A 15,251-nucleotide genomic window follows, 5' to 3' on the forward strand; every position below is an offset into this window, starting at 1 on the left:
TTCAGCTCTTGGCGATCAGCAGCGCACCGGCGCCGATCATCAGCGATCCGGCGCCCCGATTCAGGCGCCGCTGGGCGCGGGACGAGCGAAAGATCCGCCGTGTCCGCGCCGCACCTGCCGCGACCAGGCAGAGCCCACTCATCAGGCCGACGACGGTCAGCGCTACCAGTAGCGTCAAGGAAGCGCCCCCGAGCCGATCCAGATCGACGAACGTGGGCAGGAAAGCGATGTAGAACAGGATCACCTTGGGATTGGACGCGGAGATCAGAAAACCCTGCGTCACGCCAGCAAGCGCTCCGCCGTTGGCGCCAGTCGCTGGCATTTCCTCGTCCTGGGTCGAGCTCGTCCACAGTTTCCAACCCAGGTAGAACAGGTAGAGCGCACCCAGAACCCGGATAACCCCGAAGACTTCCCCCCAGTGCTCGGCGAGGGTCGCCAGACCGAAGGTGGCAAGCAGCAGGTAGAGCACGTCACTGAGCGTCATGCCGACTGCCAGTGACAGACACCCTCGGAAGCCGGCATTCATGCCGGTAGCGATCAGGGCGAACACCCCCGGACCGGGAGTGATGGCGAACAGAAAAATCGCCAGCAGATAGGTGGCAGCGCTTTCGGGTGTCATGAGGGTCAGTATTCCGATGTCGGCGAGTACCGATTATCCGATCCAAAAAAGCGGCAGCGCAAGTGCGCTGCCGCTCGGGTTTCGCGAACCGCCGGGGTTCAGCAGTTACCCTTTTTTGCTTGCCCCGGCGGGCAGAAGTCACCATCGCCGTGGCGATGATCGCCATCGCCGATGATGACCGGCGGTTCCGGGTCGATCCGCGCCGGGTGATAACTGCAGGCACTCAACAGTACCATGGCCAGTAACCCCCAGATCGACGTGATCACATAACGCGACCGCCGCCGTTTCTCGCTATTGAACACACCTTTCTCCTCATGTCATGCCGATCGTCACGCCGGCCTCGTCCATCAGCGTAACATGATGCAAGAGCTGGGCGTCTCAGCGGCCGAACACGACCTTGGCGACATCCCGATAGACCTGGGCGAAATGCACGGTCATTCCCGCCTTGAGATAGTCCGGCAACTCATTGTAGTCGCGCTGATTGGCCTCCGGCAGGATCAGCTCGAAGATCTCGCTGCGACGTGCGGCGATCACCTTCTCGCGAATACCCCCGACCGGCAGCACCTGCCCGGTCAGCGTCAGTTCGCCGGTCATTGCCAGCGGCCGATCGATGTTCTGGTTTTTCGCCAGCGACATCAGGGCGGTTGTCATGGTGACGCCTGCCGAGGGCCCGTCCTTCGGCGTCGCGCCTTCCGGCACGTGGAGGTGGACGAAAGCCTCGTTGAAGAAATCCGCATCGGCACCGTACTCGCCCAGATGCCCCAGCGTGTAGCTGTAGGCGATATTGGCGGACTCCTGCATCACCTCGCCCAGCTTGCCGGTCAGCTTGAAGCCGCGGGTCAGCGCATGGACCTTGGTAGCCTCGATCGGCAAGGTCGCTCCGCCCATCGCCGTCCAGGCCAATCCGGTGACCACGCCCACGCCCTTGAGCACTTTCTCCTTGCGGAACAAGGGGGCGCCAAGGAACTCTTCCAGGTTGTTGACCGAAACCTTGACCGTCTCCTGATGCTGCTCGAGCATCTTGACCGCCGCCTTGCGCACGATTCGATGCAGCTGTTTCTCCAGCTGACGCACGCCGGCCTCACGCGCATAGCCCTCGATCACCTGCTTCAGCGCCGCGTCCGTCAGATTGATGCGCTTCTTGGGAATGCGGTCCCGCTTCAACAGCTTCGGCCACAGGTGATGCTTGGCGATCGCGACCTTTTCCTCGGCGATGTAGCCGGAGAGCCGGATCTGCTCCATGCGGTCGAGCAGCGCCGGTGGAATGGTGTCGAGCTGGTTGGCCGTACACACGAACAGCACCTTGGAGAGATCCAGGCGTACGTCGAGATAGTGATCGAGGAAATCGACGTTCTGCTCGGGATCCAGCACCTCGAGCAGCGCCGAGGCCGGGTCGCCCTGAAACGACTGGCCCATCTTGTCGATCTCGTCGAGCATGATCACCGGATTCTCGACCTCGACCTCCTTGAGCGCCTGCACCAGCTTGCCCGGCATGGCGCCGATATAGGTCCGGCGATGGCCCTTGATCTCGGCTTCGTCGCGCATGCCACCGACCGAGAAGCGATAGAACTTGCGGCCCAGGGCATCGGCAATCGAGCGCCCGACCGAAGTCTTGCCCACCCCCGGCGGGCCGACGAGCAGCACGATCGAACCGCCCACGTCGCCCTTGAACGACCCTTCGGCCAGGAACTCGATGATCCGTTCCTTGACGTCGCCGAGACCGTCGTGATCTCGATCGAGCACGCCTCGGGCGCGCTTGAGGTCGAGCTGATCCTCGGAAGTGATGCCCCAGGGCAGCGAGGTCAGCCAGTCGAGATAGTTGCGCGTGGTGCCATATTCTGGCGAGCCTGTCTCCAGCACCGACAGCTTGCCGAGTTCGTCGTCGATTCGGCCCTGTACCCGCTCCGGCACCTGCAGGCTTTCGAGCCGGTCGCGAAAGGTATCGACATCGCTCTCGCGATCGTCTTTCGATATACCCAGTTCTTTCTGGATCACCTTGAGCTGCTCACGCAGGAAAAACTCGCGCTGGCGCTCCTGCATTTGCGAATTGACCTGCTCGCTGATCTGGTTCTGCAGCTGCGCGACCTCGATCTCCTTGCGCAGCAGCGGCAACACCTTCTGCATCCGATCCATGATCGGCAACGTCTCGAGAACGCTCTGCAGCTCGCGCCCCTTGGCCGAGGTAATGGCCGCGGCGAAATCGGTCAGCGGGCCCGGCTCATGCGGGCTGAACCGGTTGAGATAGCTTTTCAGCTCCTCGCCGTAAAGCGGGTTGATCGGCAGCAGTTCCTTGATGCCGTTGATCAGCGACATCGCATAGGCGCGAGCTTCCTCGGCCTCGGCATCGACCGGCTCCCGCGGGTAGGAGACCTCGACCAGATACGGCGGCGTCTTCGACAGCCAGCGGTGAATGCGGAAACGCCGTACGCCCTGGGCGATGAACTGGATCTGCTGCTCTTCGCTCTGGTGACGATGCACCTTCACCGCCGTCCCGATCTCGGGAAAACTGTCCGGACTCAGCGCTTCCATGCTCACGTCGCCCACGAACGCCACTCCCACCATGTGGTGGGGCGTGTTGCCGACGCGTTTCATGGTCTCTTCCCAGCGCTGACGCTGAATGATCAGCGGCTGTACCTGGGCCGGGAAAAAAGGTCGATTGTGGATGGGGAGAAGATAGATCCGCTCCGGCAGAGAATCGCCTGAGGGAACGACGGCACCACTGGTCGACTGTGACGCGTGTTGATCGTGGTCGGCGGAATTCTGGCCATCGGACGAATCCTGACCGGCCTCGGACGAGTGACGGTGAGTCTCGAACGCGTTCTGGACGGTGTCGAAGTCGTCCGCGGAATCCCGATTATGATCGCTCATTATTCACCCTGAGTTCGTGGCCAGTGCTGGCCGAATGACCTAGGGATGCGGGCACCGAGGCCGGAGTTCAAGTCGTGAGCGCGGGATCGGGGAATAAATCGACGGGCCGAACGCGGCGGCTCGGCCCGGTTGAGATGGCGCAGTCGTCACTCCGACGCGGACGTCGGCGGCAGCAACGGCATCCGTTGGCCGTTGAGTTGGAGCACACCATCCGCCAGTTCGACCTGCAACGGATCGCGACTCATCGGCAGGCCCAGTGCCATCAGCATCATTGCCGGCGCGCCTTCGAGGGTGAGGCGTCCTTCCAGCCGCGGCAGGAGTACGCGCTGTAGCGTTTCGACGTTCATCGTATCGAGATCCCAGCTCTCGATGCCGTCACCGTCGATGCCGAGCTCGCCGCTGCCCCGCATCTTCATTCCCAGCACCGGGCTGTTGGCGGTCAGGCTATCCAGCGAGAGGTGCGGCGATCCTGCCAGCACCGCCTTGATCGATGGCCGCAGCGGCTGCAGCGCCGACTGGAGCTGCTGATCGTCGTCGGCGTCGATGGCGCTCTGGATATCGGTCAGATGCTCGTCCAGCGCGGCCACCAGCGAGCGATAAGCATCGCCATCGACGTGATCCAGCGTCAACGCAAAGCCGCCGTCGAAGACCGACTGATCCTGCACTCGCGTCTCGCCCATCTTCATCTGCAGCTGCATCGCCAGTTGCTCGGCATCGAGCGTGGCTTCCACTGCATAACTGACATCCTTGGAAACCACCGCGGGGTTGCCATTGGGCGTGACGGTGGTGGTGGGGATGGTCAGCGACATCGCCTGATGGAACGCTTTCTCGTTGCCCTCGAACGCGCCGGAGAGCGAGGTTCCCTCGACCAGAATATCGGCCTGATCGTCGGCCATCTGCAGGCGTGGCGCCTCGCCGTTGAAGGTCACCTTGTCGTCTACCTGCTCGAGATCGAGCGTCAGCCCGGCGAAATCCAGCTGCATGTCGCGCGGAGCGGTCGTCTCTCCGGCGACTTGCTGCGCCGGCACGCTGACGGTCTGGGAGAAGCTCGGCAGCATAAAATGGGCTTGCAACTTCTGCTCGCGGGTCAGGAAACGTCCGGTCCAGGTCACCGGGCCTTCGCTTTCGATCACTTCTCCGAACAGCGCTTCGCCCTCGCTGCCTCGGATCTGGACCTCGCCGTTCAGCGTCGTTTCGAGCAGGCCATGACTCGCTTCGTAAGGGACTTCGACGACGACGGGATCAGTATTCTGAGCCGCCTCCAGATAGCGCGCTTCGATGCGACCGCTGGAATGGAACCAGCCGCTGTCGACATCATCACGCGATACCTGCCAATCGGGGCTGGCATCGAGTCGCGAGACCAGCTCGTCGATCTCGCTGTCGAAGCGCTGGCTCGAATAGGCTTGAGCGCCGAGATAACCCGCCGCTGCGACAATCACGATCCCGCCGACCACGCCAACCCACTTGCGCATTCTCTGATCCCTCGACAATCATTTTTTTGACGGGCGTCTTCAAACGACGCCAGCGTGCGTTCAGTGCAACCAGAACCACAGGTGCATCGTGCTCCAGGCATACACGCCGGCGAGAATATCGTCGAACATGATGCCGATACCGCCGGCAACCCGACGGTCGACCCAGCGAATCGGCCACGGCTTGAGGATGTCGAAGATACGAAACACCACGAAACCCCACAGCGCGGCTTCCCAGGAAAACGGCACGGCCGCCATGGTCAGCCAATAGCCGACGAATTCATCCCAGACGATCCCCGAGTGGTCGTGGACGCCGAGGTCGCGGGACGTCGTCTCGCAGAGCCAGATGCCGACCAGCGTGGCCACGCCCATCACGCCCATGTAGATGGTCAGCGGCAGTCCCGACAACAGCCAGTAGAACGGAATCGCCGCCAGAGTGCCGAAGGTTCCGGGCGCAAACGGCACCGCACCACTGCCCAGCCCGAAGGCCAGGAAATGCGTCGGTCGACGCCATACACTCGCGGGCGCCCGATTCATGAGGCGATCTCCGGAAAATGGTCCCACCCGCTGCGTCCGAGATGACGCGGCGGAACTCCCTCGATGCCCTCGCCTTCGATGATTCGCCCGATGGGCGTCAACGGCAGATGGAGCGGCGCCAGGCGACGCTGGGCCTCGGCAAGATCCGACGCCGCCAGCGTCACCAGCAGTTCGTAATCATCGCCGCCATTGAGCACCTGTTCCCGAACCTCGTCCAGATCGAGTGAGGCACGCAGTGGTGTGGCCAGCGGCAATGCGTCGATATCGATCCTGGCTCCCAGCCCCGAGGCCATCAGCACGTGCCGAAGATCCGACAGCAGACCGTCCGAGATGTCGATGGCGCTACTGGCCAGGCCGCGCAGCGCCTCCCCCGCGGCCAGGCGAGGCTCCGGACGCAGATAGGCCTCGAGCAACGGGTGCCCCGACTCGCGCTCGCCGCGCTGCCAGCGGGCAAGCCCGGCGACGGCGCGGCCGGGATAACCGGTCACGGCGATCAGATCCCCTTTACGCGCGCCACTTCGCCGCAACGCCTGGCCGGCCGGCAGCTCGCCGTGGACCGTGACGCCGATCGTCAGCGGACCGCGGGTCACGTCGCCGCCGATCAGCTCGCAGCCGCTGCGGGCAGCCAGCGCCCGGAAACCTTCGGCGAAAGCCGCGAGCCACTCGGCGTTGGCCGCCGGCAGCGTCAGCGCCATGCAACACCAGCGCGCTCTGGCGCCCATCGCCGCGAGATCGCTCAGGGCGACGGCCAGCGACCGATGGCCGATGGCCGCCGGCGGCGCGTCGTGGGGAAAATGGACATCGACGACGGAGGTGTCGACGCTGATCGCCAGCTGATGGCCGGGAGACGGCGCGAGCACGGCACAGTCATCGCCATTGCCGACGACGACATCGCCCCGCTCGGCGGCCGCAGGCCGCGACAGATAGCGAGCGATCAGCTCGAACTCGCTCAACGAGACGCGATCCATGTCAACGACGGCGAGCAGCGACCTCGGCGCCCCGCAGCCGCGAGGCGAGCTTATCGAGGATGCCGTTGACGTATTTGTGGCCATCGGTGGCGCCGAATATCTTGGCCAGCTCGACGCCTTCGTTGATGACGGCCCGGTAGGGAACTTCGGGGCGGTGAGAGAGTTCGTAGGTACCGAGCCGCAGAATCGCCAGCTCGATCCGATCGAGATCCTCCAGACGCCGATCGAGCAACGGTGCGATGGCGGCATCCAGTTCGGCGCGCTGACTGGCGGTGTTGTGAAGCAGATCATGGAAGAGCGCCTTGTCGGCAATCTCCATCACCTTGTGCCAGTTTTCGTGATCCTCGAGATCGTCATCGGCGATCTGGGAGCGGAATTCGGCCTCGACGGCAGTGATCGACTTGCCGGTCATCTGCCACTGATAGAGACCCTGGACGGCCAGTTCGCGAGCCGCGCGGCGCGACTCCTGAGCCGGCGTCGGCTGTCGTGTCGGTGAACTCATGCCTCGCCTCCCAGTCGCTTGAACAGCGATACCATTTCCATTGCCGCCATGGCCGCTTCGGTGCCCTTGTTGCCCGCCTTGGTGCCAGCACGTTCGATGGCCTGGTCGATCGAGTTGACCGTCAGCACGCCGTTGGCGATCGGTGTATCGAACGCCAGCTGCAGACTGCTCAACGATGAATTGCAGTTTCCGGCGACGTACTCGAAATGTGGCGTGCCGCCACGAATCACCGCACCCAGCGCGATGACGGCATCGGGGCGGGACACCTGCAGTACGCGCTTGACCGCCAACGGCAGTTCCCAGGCGCCGGGGACATGGATCAGCTCGATGTTCTCTTCACTGACGCCGTGCCGCGTCAGACTGTCGACGGCGCCTTCCACGAGGCTGTCGACGACATGATGATTGAAACGGCCCACGACGATGGCGTAACGGCAATCGACATCGGTGAACTGACCTTCCAGTTGAGCGATCGGTTGCATTGTCGGGTTCCGGATACACGGCGCCAGATTCGTCATGAATTCGAATCTGGACGCGATAAAAACAGTCTGATTGGCCGGCGCCAGAACCTAGCGCTCGGCGCGCGAAGCCGGCCATCTTACCATGGCCGCGCAGCCTTACCATGCCCGCAGAGGCTTGGCTGACTCTTGCTCAGGCGTCGCCGCTGACCAGTTCGACCACTTCCAGGTCGAAACCGGAGAGGGCCGAGAAGCGCCACGGCGAACTCAACAGTCGCATCTTGCCGACCCCGAGCTGACGCAGAATCTGCGCCCCCGTACCGATCGACAGGAAATTTCCCGAGCCGTCGGAAGCGCTGGATCGTGGCGAAGCGCGGCGCCCCATCAGCACGTCGAGCTGTTGCTTGAAGTCCCCCTGGGGGCGCGCATCGTCGAGCAGCACGAAGACGCCGGCGTCGGCCCGACCGATCTCGGCCAGTGCAGTGTGGGCCGTCCAGTGGCTATCGGCACGACACAGCGCAAGCAGGTCGCGAAGCGTGTCGCCGCCATGCACCCGCACCGTCGTCGGCGTGGCGTGTTGGGGCTTGCCCTTGACCAGCGCCAGGTGATGCCGATCCTGAATGGTGTCGTGGAAGACATGCAGGGTCATATCGCCGAACGCGGTTGCCACTGGTGTCTGCTCGACGGCGTCGACGGTGCGCTCGTTGAGCATGCGGTAGTGAATCAGATCGGCAATGGTGCCGATCTTGATGTCGTGCTCGGCGGCGAAGCGTTCGAGTTCCGGCCGCCGCGCCATGCTGCCGTCGTCGTTCATGATCTCGCAGATCACGCCGGTCGCCTCGAAACCGGCCATGGCGGCCAGATCGCAGGCCGCTTCGGTATGGCCGGCCCGGCGCAGAACGCCACCCGGTTCCGCCATCAGCGGAAAGATATGCCCAGGCTGGACGATATCTTCCGGCCTCGCGCCACGCGCCGCCGCGGCACGCACGGTGAGCGCGCGATCCGCCGCGGAAATGCCGGTGGAAACACCGCTGGCCGCCTCGATGGAGACGGTGAACTTGGTGCCGTAGCCGGAGCCGTTGTCGCTGACCATCAGCGGCAGCTTCAACTGCTGGCAGCGCGCTTTCGACATCGGCTGGCAGATCAGGCCTCGGGCATGACGTGCCATGAAGTTGATATGGTCGGCCTCGACGCACTCGGCCGCCATGATGATATCGCCTTCGTTCTCGCGATCTTCGTCATCCATCAGGATGACCATCCTGCCCTGTCGAATCTCTTCGACCAGAACGTCGATGCTGGCCAGCTGGCTCGATTGCGCTGTCGTCATTGCTGATTCGTCCACGGAAACTGCCGTCTGCTGAAACCACGTCTACGGGAATGCCACGCAACCCGCCGGCCGCTGGAGGCCAGCAGGCTCGATGCGGCACAGCCTACCTGTCGCGAGACGCGGACGCTACTGTCGGATGGCCGCGACACGGACCCGCACGCGAAGCGCTTGCGCCCGCTGCAAGCGTCACCGGCTCTGCTCCTGCCGCGCCGCAGCAGTGACCGGCCGTGCCGAAATGCGCCAGTCCTCGCCCACCGCGCGGATCTCGTCGATCTGCAATCGGCGCTGCTGGCTCATCGTCGCCAGGCCCGGCAAGGCGAACAGCGGACGTGCCTCGCTACCCAGCAGCGTCGGCGCCATGAACAGCTCGAGCCGGTCGACGCAGTCCGCTTCCAGCAAGGCCCCGGCCAGGGTCGCACCGGTCTCGACCAGCACCTCGTTGCACCCCTCGCGAGTGGCCAGATAGCGCAGCACACCCGTGAACTCGACACGCCCTTCAGCGTTGGCCGGCATGACCAACACTTCGGCACCCGCCGCTTCGAGCTTGCGCCGACGTTCGCTCATCTCCGGCTGGATCGTGCAGACCAGCGTGCGACCCGGTTCGCTCAGGCACGCCGCCGCCAGCGGCAACCGCAGCTGGCTGTCGAGGATCACTCTGAGAGGCTGACGCCGGGCGATCGCCTCGGCATCATCGAGCCCCAGCTGGCCGGCGCGAACGGTCAGCCGGGAGTCGTCGAAGATGACCGATTCCACCCCGGCCAGTACCGCGCTGGATGCCGCTCGCAGACGTTGCACTTGCTGCCGGGCGGCAGGCCCGGTGATCCATTGGGATTCACCGTCTGACATGGCCGTCCGTCCATCGAGACTCATCGCCATCTTCAAGGTGACGCGCGGCAGCCCCTCGCGCATGCGCCGGATGAAACCGGGATTGAGAAGGCGCGCTTGCTCCTCGAGCAGGCCGACCTCGACTGCGATACCCGCCTCGCGCAGCATCGCGAAACCGCGACCGGACACCTTTGGATTGGGATCCTCCATGGCCGCGACCACCTTCGCCACGCCGGCGTCGATCAGCGCCTGGCTGCAAGGGCCGGTAAGCCCGGTGTGCGAACAGGGCTCCAGCGTGACATACACCGTCGCACCTCGGGCGGCCTCCCCTGCCTTCCGCAGCGCGTGAATTTCGGCATGCGCCTCGCCGGCACGTGCATGGAAGCCCTCGCCGACGATCTGCCCCTCCTTGACCAGCACGCAGCCGACTCGCGGATTGGGGTCGCAGGTATATTGCCCGCGCCAGGCGAGCCGAATCGCCCGATGCATGCAGGCGGCGGGGGAAAGACATTCGGAACTGGCAGCAGACATGGCGACTCGCTCGAAACGACGGATGGTCTGACAACGAAACCGGAACGAAAGCGCCGATTCAGCGCGGATTGTCCTCGTCACCCGACGATAACGTCGGCTCCTGGGACAATCGGTCGATCTCGGCACGAAATTCGTCGAGATCCTGGAAACGGCGGTAGACCGAGGCGAAACGGATGTAAGCCACGTGATCGAGCCGCTGGAGGGTTCCCATCACCTCTTCACCCACCTCACGCGCCTCGACTTCCCGCTCGCCTCTGGCCCGCAGCCGCTGGCGAATTCGCTCCACGGCCGCCTCGAAGGATTCCACGCTGACCGGGCGCTTCTCCAGGGCCCGCGCCATTCCGGCACGCATCTTCTGCTCGTCGAAGCTTTCTCGCGAGCCGTCGGACTTGACCACGCGCGGCATCACCAGCTCGGCGGTCTCGTACGTCGTGAAGCGCTCGCCACATTCGGCGCACTGGCGGCGGCGACGCACTTGATCCCCCTCGGCCACCAGGCGGGAATCGGTCACCTTGGTATCGTGCGTACCGCAGAAAGGGCAATGCATCGTCGGGGCTACCTGTCAGCGTGGGCGATTGGCAGAACCGCCGCTATTGTTGAAAGAACGAGATGACGGATCGAGTGAACGGGGTAACGGCGTCAAATGCACGCCAGGACCGTGTCACATGCACGACAGGACGGTGTCAAATGAACGATGGATAGTGTAACGGTTTGGGCAACATAGCGGAAATACGCCGAAAAACTGCAGCGGTTTTCATGTTGGCCCAACTTCTGCAAGGATAATGTGACGGTCATTCACAATAGACAATCCGTCACGACAACAAGTCCGTCACGACAATGTCTCGATACGCACGCCGTCGCGTATGCCAACCGCTGAATCAGGAACCTCTCTCCATGCCCAGCCGTGCCGCGAATTATCCAGCGCTTTCCGAAGACGCCTTCATCGAGCGCGCGAGCGCCCGCCTGGAAGAGGTGTACGGCCCCCGCCGTGATGAGGTCATGCGCCGTCTGATGACGCTACTCATGCACCATCGCAGCGCACTGGACAGTTTGCCTCGGCCAACGTGGAGCGAGCGTGACCAGATCCTGATCACTTACGGCGATACCATCACCGATGGCGAGCGTCCGCCGCTGGAAGTGCTGGACGATTTTCTCGCCACCCGTCTCAACGGCACGTTCAGCGGCCTGCATGTCCTGCCGTTCTTTCCGTGGAGCAGCGACGACGGGTTCTCGGTGATCCACTATCGCGAAGTGAACCCCAAACTCGGCGACTGGCAGGACGTCCGGCGGCTCGCGTCGCGGGTGGATCTGATGGTCGACCTGGTCATCAACCACGTCTCACGCGATTCGCTGTGGTTCATCGACTATCTCTCCGGGACCCAGCCAGGGCGGGATTACTTCATCGAGATGGATCCGGAGACGGACCTCTCGCAGGTCACCCGGCCACGCAATTCGCCGCTGCTGGTGCCGGTATCCACACGCCGCGGCACCCGCCATCTGTGGGCGACGTTCTCCGAGGACCAGATCGATCTCAACTTCGCCAATCCCGATGTCCTGCTCGAGTTCATCGGCATCCTGCTCTACTACGTCCAGCAGGGCGCGCGTCTCATTCGTCTCGACGCCATCACTTACCTGTGGAAGGAGGTCGGCACCCGCTGCGTCCATCTCCCCCAGACGCATGCCATCGTGCGCCTGCTGCGAGCCATTCTGGATTTCATGGCACCGGGCACCCTGCTGATCACCGAGACCAACGTGCCGCATCAGGAGAACATGAGCTACTTCGGCCTTGATCGTCTGCGCCCGGATCGCGAACGTCAGGATCGCGAACGTCAGGACCACGACGTAGATCCGGCCGCGATGCCCGACGAAGCGCACATGATCTACCAGTTCACGCTGCCGCCCCTGCTCGTGCACACGCTGACCAGCGGCGATGCGACGACGTTGAGCGAATGGGCAAGAAGCCTGCCTGCGCTGCCACCGGGTTGTACCTATTTCAACTTCACCGCCAGTCACGACGGTATCGGCGTCCGAGCGCTCGAAGGTCTGCTGCCAGCCCACGAGCTCGACATCATGCTCGAACTGATGCACCGCTTCGGCGGCTACGTCAGCATGAAAACCAACGCCGATGGCAGCGACTCGCCCTACGAAATCAACATCACCTACTATGACGCCATGAAAGGCACCCGGCGAGGCGCCGATGCCTGGCAGGTCGAACGCTTCCTGTGCAGCCAGAACCTGATGCTGGCACTGCAGGGCATCCCCGGCGTCTATTTCCACAGCTTGACCGCGACGCTCAATGACCACGGCGGGGTCGAGCGCAGCGGCAAGCTGCGCTCGATCAATCGCCGTCGCTGGCCCAAGGAAGAGCTGGACGAGCTGATAGACAGCCGCAGCACGCCGACCCGCGAGGCGTTCACGTCGCTGAAACGACGGCTCAACATCCGCGCCAGCGAACCCTGTTTCCATCCCGAAGCCGCCCAGCGCGTACTCGATACGCCAGCGGGCATCTTCGCCATCGAACGCGGACCGTTGGCCAATGGCCGACGCCTGCTGGCGATCTACAACATCAGCGACACCCGCCAGCCGCTGAAGATCGACGAGCTCAACGACGGTGATTGGTACGACGTCCTCAAGGACGGCAAGCGCTGGAGTCCGCATCCCGACGAACGCGACATTCTGCGCCCTTACCGCAGCCTGTGGCTGGTACAGCCCTGACGGATGGAAGAGCCGGGCTGGAATGAAGAGCCGGATCGGAAGACGGATCGGGGAGATGCGCGGAGAGACCACTGGCGGAGACGGATCGCGCGAGCGAAGAGGTCCGCCCCGCGCTTCCCCGCCCGCACCGCCGTTCGATCACCGGATTCGGTAGCAGTGACGATCAGACGTCGCCGCTGTTGTCCAGCTCGACCGCCTCGTAGAGTCGATCCTGCAGATCGGGGATGGCAGCCTGCACCCGATTCCAGCTAGGGATGAACGGCTTGTCGCGCGGCGACTCGAAGAACGCCGCACCGGCCTGCATGATGTTGTCGGCGAAGAGCTCCACCGCCGCCTCCTCGCTGTGACGATCGAGCTTCAGCCCGTTCATGGCCGCATCGTGGTCGTAGGCTTCGATCAGATCCAGCGCCACGCGATAGTAGGTCGCCTTGACGGTGCGGAAGCTTTCGACGCTCATTTCCACCCCGAGCGTCGCCAGCTTGCGATACATCGCCTTGGCGATATCCATGCTCATGCGATTCAGCCCGCCCGCCGGATCATCTTCCGAGACCGGCTGGTGCTTGTGATCGTAGGCATCGGCGATATCGACCTGACACAGCCGCTTGGTCGAGAAGTTGCGATGCACCTCGGAGAGTACGCCAATCTCCAGACCCCAGTCGCTGGGGATGCGAATGCCGTCGAGCACATCGGCACGCATCGAGAACTCTCCCGAGATCGGGTAGCGGAAGCTATCGAGATAGTCCAGATAAGGCAGCGGGCCGTAGATCATCTTGAAGGCCCGGATCAGCGGCGTGACCATCAGCCGGGCCACGCGGCCGTTGAGCTTGCCGGAGGCAATCCGCGAGTAGTAACCCTTGCAGAACTCGTAATGGAAACGCGGATTGGCCACCGGATAGATCAACCGTGCCAGTAGCCCCCGATCGTAGGTGACGATATCGCAATCGTGCAGCGCCACCGACTCGGCCTTGCCGGACGCGCGCACGTAGCCGGAGCAGTACCAGACGTTGCAGCCTTTGCCCGGCTCCTGGGGAGCCAGATTTTCCTGGGCCAGCTCCTGGTGAAGGGCCTGAAGACGCGGGCCGTCGTTCCAGAGAATGCGGTGATGTTGCGGCAGGCGCGAGAAGAACTCGCGCGCCTTGAGGAACTGTTCGCGATCGGCCCTATCGAGACCGATGACGATCTCGCTGAGATAAGGCACCTTGCACAGCTCGTCGACGATATGCGAGAGCGCCGGTCCTTCCAGTTCGGAGTAGAGCGACGGCAGGATCAACCCCATCGGCCGGCTGCGCGAGAACTGCTTGAGATCGGTCTCCAGCGCTTCCACCGAGCGACGCGTGAGGTTATGAAAGTTGGTAACGATACCGTTCTGATAAAAGTCACTCATGAGCCGCCCTCGTGATGTTGTCGTCTGGCGTCGGTCCTTGACGCCTGTTGTCGGGACTCTCCAAAGATAGCCGCCGGGACTCTCTCTTAATCCTCCAGATCACCGGACCACCCCAGCTCCCGGGTGAGCCAGTGAGAGACGCCTTCCGACCAGCCGGCCGGCCCTGGCGCCCGGGTTCGATAGATCCGCGAACCCTCCAGCGGCATGGGTTGACCATGATTCGCGGCGATGACGACCGCCATGTCGGTGGCAGCCAGCAGCGCCAGATCGTTGGGACCGTCGCCCAGCCCGATCGTCTGCGGACGATAGCCCCGCAGCGCTTCGAATCGCGCGACCAGCCAGTCCGATGCCTGGCCCTTGTCGACCGCGCCCATCACATGCCAGAAGCGCCCGCCTCGGGTCAGCCGCAGGCCATCTGCCCGAAGTGTCTCATGCAGTGCCTGCAGCCTGGCGTCGTCGTCTTCCCATACCAGCGGCTCGCTACCTTCCCGAGCCATGGCCTGTTCGGCGCCGGCGGTGCTGAGCCCGGTGAGCTCCCGCACCTCGGCCAACGCCATTTCGCCCATGCGACGAAAGCGCAGACCGTGACGTTCACGCACCACGTCCAGGCGTCTGCGGATATAGTCCACGTCCATGCTCGGGGTCTTGACCACCAGACCGTCCGGAGACGCAGGGTCGCGATCCAGTCGCGCATGCTGCCACGATGGCGGCAGGCCGATGACGGCGCCGTTCTCGGCAATGAACGGCGTGTGCTCGAGGCCCAGCTCCTGACGCAAGGCGAGCAGTTCGGTGCGCGTCTTGCTGGTGGTGGGGATGACCGGGATCGCTTGGCGTTCGAGGCGCGAAAGCCACGCTGCCGCCGGCTGCCAGTTGTAGGTGTCGTGATCCAGCAGCGATCCATCGAGATCGGTAAACACCAACAGGGGAGGTTTGTTCAGGGCCGGCTGTGTCATTGCATCACCTGCATGGCATCACCTCTTCAAGTCGTACACGATCGGCTGCCGGTCAGCAGTCGCATAGATGAAGGTAGCACGGATCATGCCAAACACGA

The 15,251-nt window shown here is 63.6% G+C and carries 14 protein-coding genes; 1 reads left to right on the forward strand and 13 read right to left on the reverse strand.

Annotation, left to right across the window (positions count from 1 at the left end):
• Position 1: 1 nt before the first annotated feature.
• The 11 genes from BTW07_RS16210 to nrdR form a co-directional block, all read right to left on the reverse strand.
• Positions 2-619, reverse strand: a complete 618-nt coding sequence (locus tag BTW07_RS16210) for a LysE family translocator (RefSeq protein ID WP_075571218.1) — start codon at positions 617-619, stop codon at positions 2-4.
• 98 nt (positions 620-717) lie between these two features.
• Positions 718-921: a hypothetical protein gene (locus BTW07_RS16215; RefSeq protein WP_075571219.1), complete on the reverse strand. Its 204-nt coding sequence runs from the start codon at positions 919-921 to the stop codon at positions 718-720.
• A gap of 76 nt (positions 922-997) precedes the next feature.
• Positions 998-3,487: an endopeptidase La gene (gene lon / locus BTW07_RS16220; RefSeq protein WP_075571220.1), complete on the reverse strand. Its 2,490-nt coding sequence runs from the start codon at positions 3,485-3,487 to the stop codon at positions 998-1,000.
• Positions 3,488-3,633: 146 nt separating this feature from the next.
• Positions 3,634-4,959 carry a DUF945 family protein gene (locus BTW07_RS16225; RefSeq protein WP_075571221.1) on the reverse strand — a complete coding sequence of 442 codons (1,326 nt, stop codon included), beginning with the start codon at positions 4,957-4,959 and terminating at the stop codon, positions 3,634-3,636.
• Between the two features lie 60 nt (positions 4,960-5,019).
• A complete protein-coding gene (locus BTW07_RS16230) occupies positions 5,020-5,493 on the reverse strand; it encodes a phosphatidylglycerophosphatase A family protein (protein ID WP_075571222.1) in 474 nt (157 codons plus the stop codon).
• Positions 5,490-6,461: a thiamine-phosphate kinase gene (gene thiL / locus BTW07_RS16235; protein ID WP_075571223.1), complete on the reverse strand. Its 972-nt coding sequence runs from the start codon at positions 6,459-6,461 to the stop codon at positions 5,490-5,492. Before thiL ends, BTW07_RS16230 begins: the two co-directional genes overlap by 4 nt.
• 1 nt (position 6,462) lies before the next feature.
• Positions 6,463-6,963 carry a transcription antitermination factor NusB gene (gene nusB / locus BTW07_RS16240; RefSeq protein WP_075571224.1) on the reverse strand — a complete coding sequence of 167 codons (501 nt, stop codon included), beginning with the start codon at positions 6,961-6,963 and terminating at the stop codon, positions 6,463-6,465.
• On the reverse strand, positions 6,960-7,442 hold the full coding sequence (gene ribH / locus BTW07_RS16245; protein WP_075571225.1) for a 6,7-dimethyl-8-ribityllumazine synthase: 483 nt from the start codon (positions 7,440-7,442) through the stop codon (positions 6,960-6,962). Before ribH ends, nusB begins: the two co-directional genes overlap by 4 nt.
• 169 nt (positions 7,443-7,611) lie before the next feature.
• The gene (ribBA, locus tag BTW07_RS16250; protein ID WP_075571226.1) at positions 7,612-8,745 is read right to left on the reverse strand and encodes a bifunctional 3,4-dihydroxy-2-butanone-4-phosphate synthase/GTP cyclohydrolase II; all 1,134 of its coding nucleotides are present in this window, start codon (positions 8,743-8,745) and stop codon (positions 7,612-7,614) included.
• A 186-nt stretch (positions 8,746-8,931) separates the two neighbouring features.
• Positions 8,932-10,101, reverse strand: coding sequence for a bifunctional diaminohydroxyphosphoribosylaminopyrimidine deaminase/5-amino-6-(5-phosphoribosylamino)uracil reductase RibD (ribD, locus tag BTW07_RS16255; protein WP_075571227.1), 1,170 nt, complete (start codon positions 10,099-10,101; stop codon positions 8,932-8,934).
• Between the two features lie 58 nt (positions 10,102-10,159).
• The gene (nrdR, locus tag BTW07_RS16260; RefSeq protein WP_075571228.1) at positions 10,160-10,648 is read right to left on the reverse strand and encodes a transcriptional regulator NrdR; all 489 of its coding nucleotides are present in this window, start codon (positions 10,646-10,648) and stop codon (positions 10,160-10,162) included.
• Positions 10,649-10,995: 347 nt separating this feature from the next.
• Between nrdR and BTW07_RS16265 the strand changes: the two genes are divergently transcribed.
• On the forward strand, positions 10,996-12,816 hold the full coding sequence (locus tag BTW07_RS16265) for a sugar phosphorylase (RefSeq protein WP_075571229.1): 1,821 nt from the start codon (positions 10,996-10,998) through the stop codon (positions 12,814-12,816).
• A 163-nt stretch (positions 12,817-12,979) separates the two neighbouring features.
• Here BTW07_RS16265 and BTW07_RS16270 read toward each other — a convergent pair whose 3' ends face one another.
• Both BTW07_RS16270 and BTW07_RS16275 read right to left on the reverse strand, forming a co-directional pair.
• A complete protein-coding gene (locus BTW07_RS16270; RefSeq protein WP_075571230.1) occupies positions 12,980-14,200 on the reverse strand; it encodes a glycosyltransferase family protein in 1,221 nt (406 codons plus the stop codon).
• Between the two features lie 86 nt (positions 14,201-14,286).
• Complete coding sequence (locus BTW07_RS16275; protein ID WP_075571231.1) at positions 14,287-15,153, reverse strand: HAD-IIB family hydrolase; 867 nt, start codon at positions 15,151-15,153, stop codon at positions 14,287-14,289.
• Positions 15,154-15,251: the final 98 nt, after the last annotated feature.

The sequence above is a fragment of the Salinicola socius genome (assembly GCF_001937195.1).
Lineage (GTDB): Bacteria > Pseudomonadota > Gammaproteobacteria > Pseudomonadales > Halomonadaceae > Salinicola > Salinicola socius.